Raw genomic sequence first — 14,536 nt, 5'->3', positions numbered from 1 at the left:
GATGTCGGCCTGGTACCTGTTCGCGCTGTCGGGCCTCTACCCGTTGCAGGTGGGCACCTCCCGGTACACCCTGCACGCCCCGTACCTGCCGGTGGTGCGGTGGCGGCTCCCCGGAGGCGACCTCGTCATCCGGGCAGTGGGCGCGGGCCCGTGCATCCGGTCCGTCACCCTCGACGGGGCGCCGATCGGGCGTACCTGGATCGACCACAGCGAACTGGTCGGCGGTCACACGCTCGAGTTCACGCTCGGCTCCGAGCCCTCCGACTGGGGCGTCGGGCAGGACGCGACCGCCCCGTCCCACACGCCGTGGGGCGCCGCGCCGCGCCGCTGGGTGGACGTCGGGACGGGAGCGAGACTCACCGCCGCTGGCGGGATCGATCCCGCCCCGCTGAGCGACGACGACCCCGAGGGCGACGTCGAGCTCCCCGCTGGAGGCACCGTCGTGTGGAGCTTCGACGGCGCCACCCGCGTCGAGGCCTACACGCTGACCGGGCCCGACCGACCCGTGCCTGCGGCGTCGTGGCTGCTCGAGGCGCTGATCGACGGCGCATGGGCCACCATCGATGCCCGCGAGGCGGAGCCGTTCGAGTGGCCGGGGCAGCTCCGAGCGTTCGTGCTGGACGCGTCGGTCACTGCCGAGGCGGTGCGGCTCGTCCCGGGCACGGCGCTGCGGCTGGCCCAGGTCGAACTGCTCGCCCTGACGGCGCGGTAAGCGCGGCTACAGGATGGCCGGGCGCACCAGCGTCCGGCCGTCACGCACGGCCTCGGCGAACCCGAGCACGGTGTCGTACCAGACCTTGGCATGCTGGGGCGTCAGGATCCAGTGGTTCTCGTCAGGGAAGTACAGGAACCGGTGGGGAATTCGGCCGGGTCGCCGTCGTAGTGCTCGTTGAGCGCCCACCACAGCGACAGGCCCTCGCTGATCGGCACGCGGTAATCCTTGTCGCCGTGGATCACGAGCATCGGGGTGACGATCCGGTCGGCGAAGGCGTGCGGCGAGTTGGCCTCGAGCATCTCCTGGCTGAACTCGCGCTTCCAGTACCAGGCGGCGTCGGTGGACGGGCCGAAGCTCGTGAGGTTCCACAGCGATGCGTGCGAGACGATGCCCTGGAAGCGGTCGGTGTGGGTGGCGATCCAGTTGGCCATGTAGCCGCCGAACGAGCCGCCCATCATCACCGACGCGTCGCCGCGGACATCGGGCGGGCCTCGACGGCGTCGGTGAGCGACATGATGTCGGTGTAGGGCTCCGCGCCCCAGTTGCTCCAGCCGCGCTGGATGTAGTCGAGGCCGTAGCCGGTCGACAGGGAGGGGTCGGGCAGCAGGACGGCCTGGCCGCGCGAGACGAGCAGCCAGGGGCACCAGCGCCACGACCACGAGTTCCACGAGCCGAGCGGGCCGCCGTGCACCCACAGCGTGAGCGGGGCGGGCTCGTCGGCCGAGGTGCCCTCGGGCAGGATCAGCCAGCCGGGTACGCGGGTGCCGTCGGCGGCGGTGGTCTCGACGCGCTCGATCCGACCGGGCAGCGCCGGATAGGCGACGGGCGAGGGCAGCACGCGCAGCGCACCGGTCACGGTGTCGATCGCGACGATGTCGCCGGGGTTGTCGTAGGCGCTGCGCAGCGAGTAGAGCGTGCCGCCGTCGGGCGAGAGCACGACGCTGCTGTGCGCACCGGTGTCCGTGAGCCGACGCACCGCACCGGTGGCGACATCGATCGCGAAGATGGGGGCGGCGCCGTCCTCGTCGGCCACGACGTACACGGTGGCGGCATCGGGTGAGAACGCGACGGGTGGCCCAGCGGTCCCAGCCCTCTGCGAGGCGCCGGCGCTGCCCGGTGGCGAGGTCGATCAACCACAGGGTGGAGTCCAGCGCGACGGTGGCCGACGAGATGGAGTCGCGCACCACGACGGCGAGTCCGCCGTCATCGCTGACCACCGGCGCGCCGAACTCCGCGTCCTCGGCCGCGGCGACCGCGGTGCGCTCGCCGGAACTGAGGTCGATGCGCACGACCTCGCCCATGGTGACGCCGCGGGACAGCCGACGCTTCCACTCGGCCAGCAGCACCCGGCCATCGCGGGACAGCGCGAGGCAGCCCACAGCGGATCCGACATCGCCGGTGAGTTCCCGCACCCGGCCGAGTGCCAGGTCACCGTCGCCCTCGATCGTGGCGGCCCGGAGACGGATGTGCTCGGGGCCGAGGTCGTGGTCCCAGTACCGCACCGGGTAGCCCTCGTGGAGGATGGCGCTCACCTTGAGGTCGGTGCGGTTCGCACGCTTCTCCGCGTCAGCCTCATCGTCGGCGGCGCCGTCGAACATGAGGGCGCCCATCACGACGGTGTCGTCGACGGCGTTGGTGAGGATCGACCCGAAACCGCCGTCACGGCGGGCCAGCACGTAGGCCTCGCCGCCGTCGGCGGGCAGGCACCACAGCGCCGAGGTGGAGTCCTTGGGCTTGTCGGCGCCGTCGGCGGGAATGTCGCGCTTCGACGTGAACACCAGCGACCCGTCTCGCAGGAACGCGGCGGCGGCCTCGCCTTCACCGAGCGGGTGCGGCGGACGGCGCGGCGCTCACCGGTGATGTCGACGCTCCACAGCGAGGTCGTGTACGCCGTCTTCTCCGCGTCGGGGCCCTGCACCGCGGCGATCAGGGTCGTTCCGTCGTGGCTGAGTGTGAGGCCCGCGAGCCTCGGCGTGGTGACGAAGGTGTCGAGATCGTGCCAGGGAGAGGTGGAAGTCATGGTCCCACCATGCCACCGCCCGTAGCGGGGCACCAACGGGGCGGCGGAGTGTCCGCAGGTAGTCTCTGGGGCGTGACCACGCGACGCATGCAGGACCTGACAGTCGACCACCACACCCTGACCGTTCCCCTCAACTGGGCCGACCCCGACGGCAGGACGATCGACGTCCACGCCGCCGTGGTCACCCGACCCGGCGGCGCGGATCTGCCCTTCCTAACCTTCCTGCAGGGCGGCCCCGGGCACGAGGCCCCGCTCCGTTTCGTTCGTCGCCGTCGTGGCTCGATGCGGCGCTGGAGAAGTACCGCGTCGTGATGCTCGACCAGCGCGGCACCGGCCGATCGACCCCGGTCACCGACGACGACCTCGCGCTGGGTGCGCAGGTGCTCGCCGAGCGCCTCACACACCTGCGGGCCGACTCGATCGTCCGCGACGCCGAGGCAGTGCGCGAGCACCTCGGCGCGGAGAAGTGGAGCACGCTGGGGCAGTCGTTCGGCGGCTTCACCACGCTGAGTTACCTCAGCACCGACGCGGCCTCCCTCGAGCACGTGTTCTTCACCGGCGGCCTGAGCGCCGTCGGGCACACGCCCGAGGAGGCGTACGCGCTCACCTACGACAAGTCGCGCGCGGCGTGCCAGCGGTACTACCGCCGGTTCCCGGAGCACCGCGAGGCCTTCGCCCGCCTCGTCGACCTCGCGGCGGCGGGCCGGATCGAGTTGCCGACCGGCGAGGTGGTGTCGGTGTCACGCCTCAGGTCGCTCGGTTCGCTGCTGGGTTCGGACGACGGATGGCAGTCGCTGTGGGCGCTGCTGGAGAAGGATCCGCGCGGCAACGCGTTCCGCCACGACCTCACCGACGCGCTGCCCTTCGGTGGCAGGAACCCTCTCTACTACGTGGTCCACGAGTCGTGTTACGCCGACGGCGGCACCACCGCCTGGGCCGCCGAGCGGGTCGAGCCCGATGACTTCCGCTCCGACCCGACGCTGCTGACCGCCGAGCACGTGCACGCCGAGTGGGCCGAGACCGTGCCCGCTCTGCGGCCATGGCGCGAGGTTGCGGAGGCGATCGCCGCGCACGAGTGGCCGCGCCTGTACGACGTCGAGGCGTTGCGGGCCTCCGATGCGCGGGGCGCCGCGGCCGTCTACTACAACGACATCTACGTGCCGGTGGAGTACTCGATGGAGACCGTGTCGCTCCTCCCTGGCGTCACGCCGTGGGTGACCAGCCAGTACGAGCACAGCGGGCTGCGTTCGGGCGAAGTCCTGCCCGCCTGTTCGATCTGGCGGGGCACCGGATCCTCCGCTGATGGGCACGATTCGTTGAAGCTTGCACCTCCCGCGTAGAATGAGGCCTGCGGTTCGCCCAGTCTTGCAGCGGACCGCCGGTGATAAGAGGCCTGGCATCACGCCGGCCGCCCTTTGCCCGCGCCGCACGACCATCCCGGTCGCTGCCGTCAGGCGCGCCGTGCGAGACACCGATCTCTAAGGATCCCTTTTTGTCTTCCGACTTCGCGCGCCTCGGCGTGCCCGCAAACCTCGATGCCGTGCTCAGTGCGCGTGGCATCACCTCCCCACCCCGATCCAGGCTGCCACGCTGCCCGACTCGCTCGCCGGGCGTGACGTGCTCGGCCGCGGCCGCACCGGCTCGGGAAAGACGTATGCCTTCCTGCTTCCGCTGGTCGCCCGCCTCTCAGGCGGTGGCCGCGCCGGGGCCCGCAAGGCCCGCGCCCTGATTCTCGCCCCGACGCGTGAACTCGCGTCGCAGATCGAGGAGGCGCTCACCCCGCTCGCCGATGCCGCAGGCCTCAGCCACGTCACCGTTTTCGGCGGCGTGAACCAGAATCCGCAGGTGCGCGCCATGGCCAAGGGCATCGACGTGCTCGTCGCCTGCCCCGGCCGCCTGCTCGACCTGGTCGGCCAGGGCGCCATCGATCTGAGCGCCGTCGCGATCACCATCATCGACGAAGCCGACCACATGGCCGACATGGGCTTCCTGCCGATGGTGCGCCGCATCCTCGACCAGACCCCGACCAAGGGCCAGCGCATGCTGTTCTCCGCCACGCTCGACCAGGGTGTCGGCGTGCTGGTGAAGGCGTACCTGCACCAGCCGGTCACGCACGAGGCCGACTCGGCCGAGTCGCCGGTGGCCAAGATGGACCACCACGTGCTCAGGGTCGACAAGTCAGAGCGCGTCGGGATCCTCGCCGATCTCGCCGCCGCTCCGGGCAAGACCATCGTCTTCACCCGCACCAAGCACGGCGCCAAGAAGCTCGCCAAGCAGCTCGTCCAGGCTGGTGTGCCCGCGGTCGACCTGCACGGCAACCTCGCGCAGAACGCGCGCACCCGCAACCTCGAGGCGTTCCACTCCGGCACCGTCCAGACGCTGGTGGCCACCGACATCGCCGCGCGCGGCATCCACGTCGACGACGTGGAGCTCGTCGTGCACGCCGACCCGCCGGCCGAGCACAAGGCCTACCTCCACCGCTCCGGCCGCACGGCCCGTGCGGGCAAGGCTGGCACCGTGCTGACGCTGGTGACCCCGATCAGACCGGCGAGGTGCGTTCGCTGATGCGCGCCGCCAAGATCACCCCGGCCATCGCCACGGCGACGACCGGTTCCACCCTGCTGACCGAACTGGCCCCGGCGAGCGGGTCTACCTCTCGCCTGAGGAGGCCCAGTCGGTGGCCTACCCGAACAAGCCCCAGCAGCAGGGCGACGGCGGGGCAACCGCGGAAACGGCGGCGGGAACGGCCGCGGTCGCGGCCGGGGCGCCGGCGGCAACGGTGGCGACGGTGGCGGTCGACGCCGTCGCTCCGATGCGACGTCGCGTCCTGGGACCCGCCCCGAGGGCGGCCCCTCCGGCGACCGCGCTGGCCAGGCCCGGGCACACGGTCCTCCGGAGGTCGCTCCTCCGGCGGGCGTCGCGGCGGCAACGTGGCGGCGGCCGGCAGCAACCGCGGGGCGGCGGGCTTCAGCTCCCAGCGCCGTCACGGACGCTGATCCTGACCCACGCTGAACCCGACCGTCTGAGGCGTTCCTGAGGAACTCCTCAGACGGTCGGCCACATTTCACACATAATGCCTTGTCACAGGCCTTCCCATCGGCGTGTCGCGGGATTCTCCTGAGACAATGCTTTGGATTTCTCAGTCTTGGCTGTTAGGTTGCTTGAGCCCGAGTCTCCACTGAAAAGGCAACCGATATGCTCAAGCGCACCATGTACGTGCTGGTCTCCGCCCTCCTCGGGGTGGTAATGGCCATCGTCCCCTGGGCGAGGCCAAGGCTCAGACCGACGCACCGACGGTCTACAGCCAGCCTGGCGACCACCTGGTCAACGGCCGGTACTGGACCACGGACTGCGAGAAGTACACCGCCGACATCGTGCGCTGCACCACCGACATCTGGGGCACCAAGATCACCAAGGTGGGTGGCTCCTACCTCACCACCAAGGGCTGGGTGTTCAACAACCTCACCTACCTGCCGTCGACGCGCTCCGCCTGGGCGAAGAACCCACTCGGACACAAGGGCGCGTGGACCGCCGCGGATGGCCGCAGGTGGAAGACCGACTGCGACAGCGCCGCCACCGGCTCGAACGGTTGCCGCTCGTACATCCTGACCACCGTCGTCTCGTCGGCCAACGGTCGCTACACGCAGTCCACCAAGTGGGTGTTCAACAACATGGTGCAGTTCGCCACCTCATCGGTGCCGGCCGTGACCACGATTCCCGCCGCGGCCCCGCCGCTGCCAGGCGTCCCGGTCGAGACCTCGTCGAAGGCCACCAAGGTCGTCGCGGCGGCCCTTTCCAAGGTCGGGAGCCGCTACGTCTACGCCCAGGCGGGCCCCAACTCCTTCGACTGCTCCGGCCTCACCACCTATGCCTACAAGCAGGTCGGCATCTCACTGCCGCGCAGCTCCGGCAGCCAGGTGTCCGCGGGCACCCGGGTCTCGACATCCAACCTGAAGCCAGGCGACCTCGTCTTCTACTACTCACCGATCAGCCACGTGGGCATCTACATCGGCGACGGCAAGATCGTCGACGCGGCGAATCCCGCACCGGCGTGCGGGTCACCACGGTGAACTCGATGCCGCTGAGGGCGGCGGTCCGCGTCCTCAACGGCTGACGCGGCAACGCGCACAACGGGCCCCGGCCGATGCCGGGCCCTCCGCTCTGCCAGGCAGTAGCGTAAGACCGTGCGCACGCCGTCGGTCCCCTCAGAGCCTCTCCGCAGGGAGCGCCATCCTGGCGGCGACCGTCGTCTTCGTCGCCACCTTCCTCCTCTCGCTGCGGAACTGGCGAGCGTTCCCCGGCCTCACCGCCATCGAGGGCGACGCGCTGGCCCAGCCTCCGCTGCTGAGCCTGATCCTGGGCGCGCTGGCCGGCCTGGGGTCGGCGCCCGTCGCCTACGGGGTGGGCGTCATCGTCTTGTTCGTCTGCTTTCTCGCGGCGGTGATCGCGCTGGGGGTCTTCGGACGGCGCGAGCCGGGGCATGGTCGCGCGATGCGCTGTGGCTTGCCTCCTCCCCGATCGTGCTGCTGGTGGGGCTGGCCGACTGGACCCTGCTCCCGCTCGCGTTGACCGCCACCGGCCTGGCGCTCCTGGCCACCGGCCGCACCGTCCCGGCGGCCCTCGTGATGGGGCTGGCCGCCTGCGCCGGCACGATGCCGATCGGAGTGGGCGTCGCTGTCGTCGTCGCGCTCGGGCTGCGCGGAGGCGCCCAGCTGGCCGCCCGGTTCGCGGGCGCCTGGATACTGATGTTCCTCGCCGTCCACCTGCCCCTGATGGCCTCCGATCTCGGCCGGGTCTGGGACTTCTACCGGGGCGAGGCCGGCGCGGCCCCGGCCCGGGTCGCTCTGGATGCTCGCCGGGCGCCTCGGTTTCGAGCAGCCGTACGCGGGATCGATCGGGTTCGCCATCGCCTGCATCGCGCTCGGCTGCGTGTTCGGCCTGCTGCGCGTGACGGGCCGGCGGCCGAGGGTCGGGTCGCTCATCGGGATCGTGGTGCTCTCCACCGTCGTCCTCGGCCCAGCCTTCCCGCCGCAGAGCGGCCTGTGGGTGCTGTTCGCGGTCGTGGTGGCGCGGCCCACCCGCCCGGCACTCATCGCCGTCACCGCGACCCAGGTCGGCTACGCCCTCGCGCACCTGGCCTGGGCCGACGCCGTCACGGCGGGCACAGGGGTGCCCTGGGTCTACTGGTTCGCGCTGGTGGCGCGGGTGGCCGTCGAGTCATGGCTCACCGTCGCGGTCCTGTTCGACCTGCTCCGTCCCGCCCGCGACACGGTGCCGACGGCGGCCCTGCACGACCCGTTGGCCGGCGAGTTGTCGGGCCTCCCGACCTCGGGCCGCTCCCGTGTGCCCGCTCCCCTGCGGAGGACGGGTCGCTCCCGGCGCGGTGGCGCAAACCACTCGCCGCCGCGGCGATCGCGGTGGTGGTGACGCGCGCGGCCTTCCTCGTCGGCGCATCCGCCATCCAGTGGTTGATAGTGACCGACACCGTGAAGCCCCACCTCGACTGGAACATCTGGCTGCAGTGGGACGCGCACCACTACATCGAGATTGCAGAGAACGGCTACGGCCCCGATGTCGTCGCGGGCAACGCGCCGGCCTTCTTCCCGCTGTTCCCGCTCGCGCTGCGCGCCCTCATGGCGATCGGGATCGCGCCGGTGCACGCGGGGCTGCTCATCTCAGCGGTGGCGACCTTCGTGGCCTGCGCCTACCTCTACCGGTTGGCGCAGCTGCACGGCCTCGACGGCGACCGCGCAATCATCTACCTGCTGCTGTTCCCCACCGGCGTCTTCCTCACCGCGGGCTACACGGAGGCACTCTTCCTCGCCGGCGCCATTCCCGCGTTCTACTACGCGCAACGCGGCCGGCCGTGGGAGGCGGCACTGTTCACGGCGATCGCGGTCGGGAGCCGCACCGTCGGCCTGTTCGTGCTGCTGGGCGTCGCAATCGAGCTTGCCCGCCGGGCGTGGCCGAGCGTGCGGGGCATGATCTCGGCCGTCGCGGCGATGGTGGCGGCCTCACTGCCCTTCTGGGCCTACGGGTTGTTCCTGCTCCGCGAGCGCGGCTCCTTCTGGGCGTTCATGGAGGTGCAGCGCACCGGCTGGGGACGCGACTTCGTCGGCTTCACCGACAGCCTCCTGGCGACCTGGCGCACGTGGGAGGGCGACTACAGCGCAAACGTCATCTTCAGCTGGCGGCTCGAGATCGTGTTCGCCGCACTCTCGCTGGGCCTGCTGATCTGGGTGATGTGGCGCGGGTACGTCGGCTACGCGATCTACATCGGGGCGACGCTGCTGATCGGGCTCAGCAACGCCTGGTACTACAGCACGCCCCGCCTCGCGCTGGCATTCTTCCCGTTCGCCTTCCTGCTGGCCGCCCTGGTCGGCCGCCGCGAACGGGCGCACGCGATGACGGTGACGGCCATGACGGTGCTGGCGACGGTCGGCCTGGTGGCCTACACGCGCGGCGCCTGGTTCTTCTGACCGGCCTCAGGCCAGGTCGCTCCCATGGGTGTGGAGAACGGCGGAGACGATGGCCTCGATGGCGAACTGCGTCGCCTCCCCAGCTCGACCTCTGTCGGGTCGAGCAGCCACTGGATCTGCAGGCCGTCCATGACGGCGATGATGCTCGCCGAGCCGTGCCGGATGGGGCCGGGTTCGGTAATCCCTGCTCGCGGCACACCTGCTCGAAGGCCTCGACGATCTCGCGACGGAGGGTCTGGTAGCGGGCGGTGAAGTAGTCCCGGGCGGGATGCTCATCGGTCACCGACTCTCCGGAAAGCACGGCAAAGGCCTGGACGATGCCCGCCCGCTTCGCGTTGCTGAAGGCGGTCCGCACGAGGTGCCGGAACAGGTCGAGACCCCGGGGATGTGCCGCTCGGTGAGATGCTGGACGTCGGTCTGGTCGCGATAGGTGAGGACCTCGAGGAGGAGTTGGTCCTTCGAGCCGAAGTGGTGGAGGATCCCGGCGTGGGTCATGCCGACCTGGTCAGCTATGTCGTGGAGGGTGCCGTTGGCGTAGCCCTTGCTGCCGAAGACGTCGGTCGCGGCCGCCAGGATCGCCTGCCGCCGCTCGAGCGTCGCGGGTCGTACACCGGTCCGCCTGCGCGTGGTGCTCTCGGTCATCGCCCCCCTCTCGCCAGGCCTCAGCTGTCCCTCAGCATAGCCCCAGGTCACGATTTGCTAACAAGCTGGTAACCAAGTTGCGAACTTACTTACCCGTGAGTAAGAATCAGTCTACGGCAGAATGCCGACCCTGGATCCCCACCCACGGGGCAACTGATGAGGAGCAGCAATGAAGCTGAAGCCACTGATCGCACTCACAGCCGGTGCGGCACTACTGTTCGCCGGGTGCGGCACCGGCGGGGAGCCTGCCGCCACCGGTGAGCCCTCCGGCGACGCGACGACGAACGGCCCCACGCAGGGCACCGCCGCCCTGACCATCGCCAAGCCCGACGGCGCGATCACCACCGAGTCGCACAACCCGTACCTCGGTGACTCATCCGCTTCGAAGTACGCCTATGGCAAGGTCCTCTTCGAGACGCTTGCCCTCGTGAACCCGACCGGCGACCTCGGCACCACCCCCTGGCTCGCCGAGTCGGTCGAGTGGAACGACGATTACACGGAGCTCACCGTCGTGCCCCGCAAGGGCGTGAAGTGGAGCGACGGCACTGACTTCACCGGCGACGACATCATCTTCAGCTTCGACATGCTGCTGAACGGCAAACTGAACGACACCTCGGCCCTCAACTACACCGGCGCCACCGTCGATGGCGACAGGATCACCCTGAAGTTCGCCAACTCGAAGTACACCGCCCAGGCCCGCGTGCTGCACCACCCCATGGTCCCCAAGCACATCTGGGAGAACATTGCGGACCCGAACACCGACCCGCTGACCGGCGAGGGCATGGCCGTCGGCACCGGCCCTACGTGCTGTCCAACTGGTCCACCGAGTCCGTCACCCTGACCGCAAACCCCGACTACTGGGGCGGGCCGGTCGCCGTCCCGGAGCTCCACTATGTCTCCTACGGCGACAACGCCGCCCTGACCACGGCCCTGGTCTCGGGTGAGGCCGACTGGGCGCAGGCCTTCCTGCCGCAGATCCAGACCAGCTTCCTCGCCGCAGACAAGGAGCACAACAAGTTCCTGGTCTCGCCCACCGCGGGCGCGGCCACCCTCTTCATGAACCTGCAGACCAAGCCGTTCAACGACAAGGCCCTGCGCGAGGCCCTCGCCTGGACGATCGACCGCCAGGCCTACGTTGACATCGCCCGCGAGGGCGCGTCGCAGGCCGTGTGGAGCGTCACCGGCCTCGGCGACCTGCTGAGCAAGGAGATCCTGCCCCAGTACGCCGATCAGAAGTACTCCGTCGACGTCGACAAGGCCAAGAAGATCCTCACCGACGCCGGCTACACCTGGAAGGACGGCAAGCTCACCGACCCAGACGGCGAGGCCGTCTCATTCAGCATCTCGGTCCCGTCGGGCTGGAGCGACTGGAACACTGAGCAGGCGCTGATCTCCGAGGAGCTCAAGCAGGCCCTCGGCATCGAGGTCAAGGTTGACCAGCCAGACTGGGGCGGCTGGGACGCCGCACGCCAGGAGGGCACCTTCCAGGCGATCATCCACTGGCTCGAGGACACCGGCAACGCATACGGCATGTACACCTCGACCATGGACCCGAAGTGGATCGTGGATGACAGGGCGCAGTACAACTTCGGCCGTTTCGATGACCCGGCGGTGACCGAGGCCCTGAACACCTACGCCAACGCATCGAGTGAGGAGGAGCGCGCTGCGGCGCTCGCGGTGATGCAGAAGGGGTTCGTCGAGAACGTGCCCGCCATCCCGCTCGGCGCCCACCCACTGCTCGGCGAGTTCAACACCCGCAACTACGTCGGTTGGCCCTCGGAGGAGGACCCGTACGCCTCGGGCGACCCGACGCAGCCCGGTATCGTCCAGATCCTCACCAAGCTGACCCCGGCCGGCTGACCCGAGACACACACCGCTCCGCGCGGGGATGCACTGCATCCCCGCGCGCGGCTGATGCCGAAAGTGAGACCCATCCGATGCGCGATCCGCTGCTGTCCGTGCAGGACTTCTCGGTTGTCTACGACGTCGATCCGCCTGTGGAGGCCGTCAGCAATGTGAGCCTCGTGCTCCAGCGCGGCGAGATCCTCGGCCTGGCCGGGGAGAGTGGCTGCGGTAAGACCACCCTCGCCTACGGTATCCAGCGCCTCCTGAGGGCGCCCGCGGTGATCACCGGCGGATCGGTCGTCTTCCACGACGCCTCCGGCGACGACATCGACATCAACACCCTCGACAACGAGGCCATGCGCCGCTTCCGCTGGGACAAGATCTCGATGGTCTTCCAGGGCGCGATGAACGCGCTGAACCCCGTCGTCCAGGTCGGCGCCCAACTCGAGGACGTCTTCGAGGTGCACCGCCCCGGGATGACGGCGAGGCAGCGCCGGCACGAGGCGCGTGAACTTCTCGAGATCGTCAAGGTCGGCGGGCAGCGGATGCGTTCCTACCCACACGAACTGTCGGGCGGCATGCGGCAGCGGGTGATGATCGCGATGGCGCTGGCGCTCAGGCCGCAGCTGATGGTCATGGATGAGCCGACGACGGCGCTCGACGTCCTCGTTCAGCGTGAGATCCTGCGGCAGATCTCCCAGCTCCGCCACGAGTTCGGCTTCTCGGTCATCTTCATCACCCACGACCTCCCCTGCTGCTGGAGATCAGCGACCGGATCGCCATCATGCGCGAAGGCCGGATCGTCGAACTCAACACTGCGGAACGGATCTGGACCGGGCCGCAGCACGACTACACGAAGACGCTGCTGTCATCGTTTCCACGCCTCACCGGCGAGAGAGGGGTGGTCGTGCGATGAGCATGCTCAAGTTCAACCACGTCACCAAGATCTACAACGTCCGCGGCGTGGGCCAGCTCCGCGCCCTGGACGACGTCAGCTTCACGCTGAGTTCCGGGCAGACCATCGGGTTGGTCGGCCAGTCGGGAAGCGGCAAGTCGACGATCGCGAAGATCCTCACCCAGCTCGAACGGGCCACCTCGGGTGAGGTGCTGCTCAACGGCTCCCCATCCCCGAGCGTGGTAAAGGGCTGCGCGCCTACCGGCAACAGCTCCGGATGGTCTTCCAGGACCCGTTCGCGTCGCTGAACCCGTACCACACGATCCGCTACCACATCGAGCGACCGTTGCGCCTCCACGACGTGGTGCCCAGAGCCGAGACGGAGGCAGAGGTCCGGCGGCTCCTGGAGCGCGTCCGGCTCACCCGTTCGGTGATCGACCGCAGACCCCACGAACTATCCGGCGGCCAGCGGCAGCGGGTCGCGATCGCCCGCGCCCTCGCGTCGCGCCCAGGCTGCTGGTGGCCGACGAACCCGTCTCGATGCTCGACGTGTCGATCAGGCTCGGCGTCCTGAATCTGCTCGCCGATCTCCAGCGCGAGGAGGGCCTCGGCGTCCTCTACATCACGCACGACCTCGCCACCGCCCGTCACTTCAGCGACGAGATCATCGTGCTCAACCAGGGCAGGATCGTCGAACACGGCCCCGCCGATGACGTGATCCTCAACCCGCAGGACCCATACACCCGCGAGCTCCGAGCGGCGTCTCCCGACCCCGAGAAGCACTTCGCGACCCACCATGGAGGACTCCGATGAGCGCCGTCCAACCGCCTCTCACCGAGGTCCCCGACGCGCTCGAGGTCGGCACCACCGCCACGAGGCGGAGAGGGGACGCGCCCGGGTGCCGTGGCGCTTCCTCGGGAGCCGCGCACTCTTCTACCTGTTCACGCTCTGGGCGGCCATCACGATCAACTTCATCCTGCCCCGGATGATGAAAGGCGACGCTGTCGATCAGTACCTGGCCCGGAACCGGAACGTGTCACCCGAGGCGGCGGATGCGCTGCGCGCCCTGCTCGGCCTCGACACGGACAAGACACTGGTCCAGCAGTACCTCGACTACTGGTCGCATCTCCTGCGCGGCGACCTCGGCGTCTCCCTGCTGCACGGAATGCGGCCCGTCACCGAAGTGATCGCCGGCGCCCTGCCATGGACGATCGGGTTGGTCGGTTTCGCCACGATCGTGTCGTTCACCATCGGCACCGTCGGGGGCGCCATCATCGGATGGCGTCGTGGAAGCCGTCTCGATGTGATGATCCCGATCACCACGTTCCTCAGCACAATCCCTTACTTCTGGCTCGGCCTCCTCGCCATTGCGGTGTTCTCCGTCAACCTCAAGTGGTTCCCCATCGGCAAGGCGTTCGGCGTCGGCATGAAGCCCGAGTGGTCACTCGAGTTCATCAGCCAGGTCATCCACCACGGCACCCTTCCCGCGCTGACGATCGTCATCGCCTCGCTCGGTGGCTGGATGCTCGGCATGCGCAACATGATGCTGACGGTGCTGGACGAGGACTACATCACCGTGGCGCAGGCCAAGGGCATGCCCGAGCGCAAGGTGCTCTGGCGTTACGCCGCCCGCAACGCGGTCCTACCGCAGATCCAGAGCTTCGCCCTCTCGCTCGGTTTCATCGTGGGCGGCACCATCGTGATGGAGATGGTGTTCAGCTACCCCGGCATCGGCAAACTGCTTCTCGACGCGACCAATGCGAAGGACTACGCGCTCATGCAGGGCGTGTTTCTCGTGATCACCATCTCGGTGCTGCTCGCCAACGTCCTTGCCGACATCGCCTACGCGTTCCTCGATCCTCGCACCCGCCAGACGGAGGCCTGAGCCATGACGATCCCCCTGCCCCGCCCCGTGGTGGCCCCACCGAGGCGACACCGGA

Annotated in this window: 19 protein-coding genes and 2 pseudogenes; 16 read left to right on the top strand and 5 right to left on the bottom strand. The window is 69.3% G+C overall.

Annotated features, from left to right (window positions below; genetic code table 11):
• Position 1: 1 nt before the first annotated feature.
• Positions 2–190: pseudogene (locus G7085_RS35015) on the top strand (glycoside hydrolase domain-containing protein); the annotation flags it as partial.
• Between the two features lie 141 nt (positions 191–331).
• Positions 332–712: a hypothetical protein gene (locus tag G7085_RS13370; protein WP_197513078.1), complete on the top strand. Its 381-nt coding sequence runs from the start codon at positions 332–334 to the stop codon at positions 710–712.
• A gap of 101 nt (positions 713–813) precedes the next feature.
• Here the strand turns inward: G7085_RS13370 and G7085_RS26180 are convergent, their stop codons facing one another.
• Together G7085_RS26180 and G7085_RS32695 are read right to left on the bottom strand one after the other, a co-directional pair.
• Positions 814–1,173, bottom strand: a complete 360-nt coding sequence (locus G7085_RS26180; protein WP_269451860.1) for an alpha/beta hydrolase family protein — start codon at positions 1,171–1,173, stop codon at positions 814–816.
• Positions 1,173–1,748 (bottom strand): alpha/beta hydrolase family protein, encoded by a 576-nt coding sequence (locus G7085_RS32695; protein WP_331715666.1) that lies wholly within the window; start codon positions 1,746–1,748, stop codon positions 1,173–1,175. The genes G7085_RS26180 and G7085_RS32695 overlap by 1 nt, the downstream gene beginning before the upstream one ends.
• 107 nt (positions 1,749–1,855) lie before the next feature.
• On the opposite strand from G7085_RS32695, the gene G7085_RS26175 reads away from it, so the two are divergent.
• Complete coding sequence (locus G7085_RS26175; protein WP_231979499.1) at positions 1,856–2,224, top strand: hypothetical protein; 369 nt, start codon at positions 1,856–1,858, stop codon at positions 2,222–2,224.
• A 100-nt stretch (positions 2,225–2,324) separates the two neighbouring features.
• Here the strand turns inward: G7085_RS26175 and G7085_RS26170 are convergent, their stop codons facing one another.
• Complete coding sequence (locus G7085_RS26170; protein WP_231979498.1) at positions 2,325–2,735, bottom strand: hypothetical protein; 411 nt, start codon at positions 2,733–2,735, stop codon at positions 2,325–2,327.
• An 87-nt stretch (positions 2,736–2,822) separates the two neighbouring features.
• Between G7085_RS26170 and G7085_RS26165 the strand changes: the two genes are divergently transcribed.
• From G7085_RS26165 to G7085_RS13340, 7 genes are all read left to right on the top strand, one after another.
• Positions 2,823–3,047 (top strand): hypothetical protein, encoded by a 225-nt coding sequence (locus tag G7085_RS26165; RefSeq protein ID WP_231979497.1) that lies wholly within the window; start codon positions 2,823–2,825, stop codon positions 3,045–3,047.
• Positions 3,047–4,075 carry an alpha/beta fold hydrolase gene (locus G7085_RS13360; protein ID WP_231979496.1) on the top strand — a complete coding sequence of 343 codons (1,029 nt, stop codon included), beginning with the start codon at positions 3,047–3,049 and terminating at the stop codon, positions 4,073–4,075. Before G7085_RS26165 ends, G7085_RS13360 begins: the two co-directional genes overlap by 1 nt.
• A gap of 277 nt (positions 4,076–4,352) precedes the next feature.
• Entirely contained in the window at positions 4,353–5,300 is a 948-nt protein-coding gene (locus G7085_RS26160; protein WP_331715665.1) for a DEAD/DEAH box helicase, read from the top strand.
• Between the two features lie 112 nt (positions 5,301–5,412).
• Positions 5,413–5,772, top strand: coding sequence for a hypothetical protein (locus G7085_RS26155; RefSeq protein ID WP_231979495.1), 360 nt, complete (start codon positions 5,413–5,415; stop codon positions 5,770–5,772).
• Between the two features lie 337 nt (positions 5,773–6,109).
• Positions 6,110–6,805 carry a C40 family peptidase gene (locus G7085_RS32690; protein ID WP_331715664.1) on the top strand — a complete coding sequence of 232 codons (696 nt, stop codon included), beginning with the start codon at positions 6,110–6,112 and terminating at the stop codon, positions 6,803–6,805.
• A 778-nt stretch (positions 6,806–7,583) separates the two neighbouring features.
• A complete protein-coding gene (locus tag G7085_RS13345) occupies positions 7,584–8,162 on the top strand; it encodes a hypothetical protein (RefSeq protein WP_197511366.1) in 579 nt (192 codons plus the stop codon).
• On the top strand, positions 8,159–9,214 hold the full coding sequence (locus tag G7085_RS13340) for a mannosyltransferase family protein (RefSeq protein ID WP_197511365.1): 1,056 nt from the start codon (positions 8,159–8,161) through the stop codon (positions 9,212–9,214). The genes G7085_RS13345 and G7085_RS13340 overlap by 4 nt, the downstream gene beginning before the upstream one ends.
• Here the strand turns inward: G7085_RS13340 and G7085_RS13335 are convergent.
• Together G7085_RS13335 and G7085_RS13330 are read right to left on the bottom strand one after the other, a co-directional pair.
• Positions 9,187–9,345, bottom strand: coding sequence for a hypothetical protein (locus tag G7085_RS13335; protein ID WP_197511364.1), 159 nt, complete (start codon positions 9,343–9,345; stop codon positions 9,187–9,189). The two genes, G7085_RS13340 and G7085_RS13335, sit on opposite strands and share 28 nt — an antisense overlap.
• A gap of 148 nt (positions 9,346–9,493) precedes the next feature.
• Entirely contained in the window at positions 9,494–9,856 is a 363-nt protein-coding gene (locus G7085_RS13330) for a TetR/AcrR family transcriptional regulator (protein WP_197511363.1), read from the bottom strand.
• Positions 9,857–10,025: 169 nt separating this feature from the next.
• Here G7085_RS13330 and G7085_RS35010 point away from each other — a divergent pair.
• The 6 genes and pseudogenes from G7085_RS35010 (at position 10,026) to G7085_RS13295 (ending at position 14,481) form a co-directional block, all read left to right on the top strand.
• Positions 10,026–11,716, top strand: a pseudogene (locus G7085_RS35010) (ABC transporter substrate-binding protein).
• A 77-nt stretch (positions 11,717–11,793) separates the two neighbouring features.
• Positions 11,794–12,804, top strand: a complete 1,011-nt coding sequence (locus G7085_RS36345; protein WP_231979494.1) for an ABC transporter ATP-binding protein — start codon at positions 11,794–11,796, stop codon at positions 12,802–12,804.
• On the top strand, positions 12,728–12,904 hold the full coding sequence (locus G7085_RS36340) for an ATP-binding cassette domain-containing protein (RefSeq protein ID WP_456300398.1): 177 nt from the start codon (positions 12,728–12,730) through the stop codon (positions 12,902–12,904). Before G7085_RS36345 ends, G7085_RS36340 begins: the two co-directional genes overlap by 77 nt.
• The gene (locus G7085_RS13305; protein WP_197511360.1) at positions 12,874–13,170 is read left to right on the top strand and encodes an ATP-binding cassette domain-containing protein; all 297 of its coding nucleotides are present in this window, start codon (positions 12,874–12,876) and stop codon (positions 13,168–13,170) included. The genes G7085_RS36340 and G7085_RS13305 overlap by 31 nt, the downstream gene beginning before the upstream one ends.
• Complete coding sequence (locus G7085_RS13300; protein ID WP_197511359.1) at positions 13,146–13,409, top strand: ABC transporter ATP-binding protein; 264 nt, start codon at positions 13,146–13,148, stop codon at positions 13,407–13,409. The genes G7085_RS13305 and G7085_RS13300 overlap by 25 nt, the downstream gene beginning before the upstream one ends.
• Before the next feature lie 85 nt (positions 13,410–13,494).
• Entirely contained in the window at positions 13,495–14,481 is a 987-nt protein-coding gene (locus G7085_RS13295; protein WP_331715663.1) for an ABC transporter permease, read from the top strand.
• Positions 14,482–14,536: the final 55 nt, after the last annotated feature.

The sequence above is a fragment of the Tessaracoccus coleopterorum genome, assembly GCF_011174705.1.
In the GTDB taxonomy this organism is placed as follows: domain Bacteria; phylum Actinomycetota; class Actinomycetes; order Propionibacteriales; family Propionibacteriaceae; genus Arachnia; species Arachnia coleopterorum.
The sequence above is the reverse complement of the archived record's forward strand: the minus strand, read 5'-3'. Positions and strand labels throughout refer to the sequence as shown.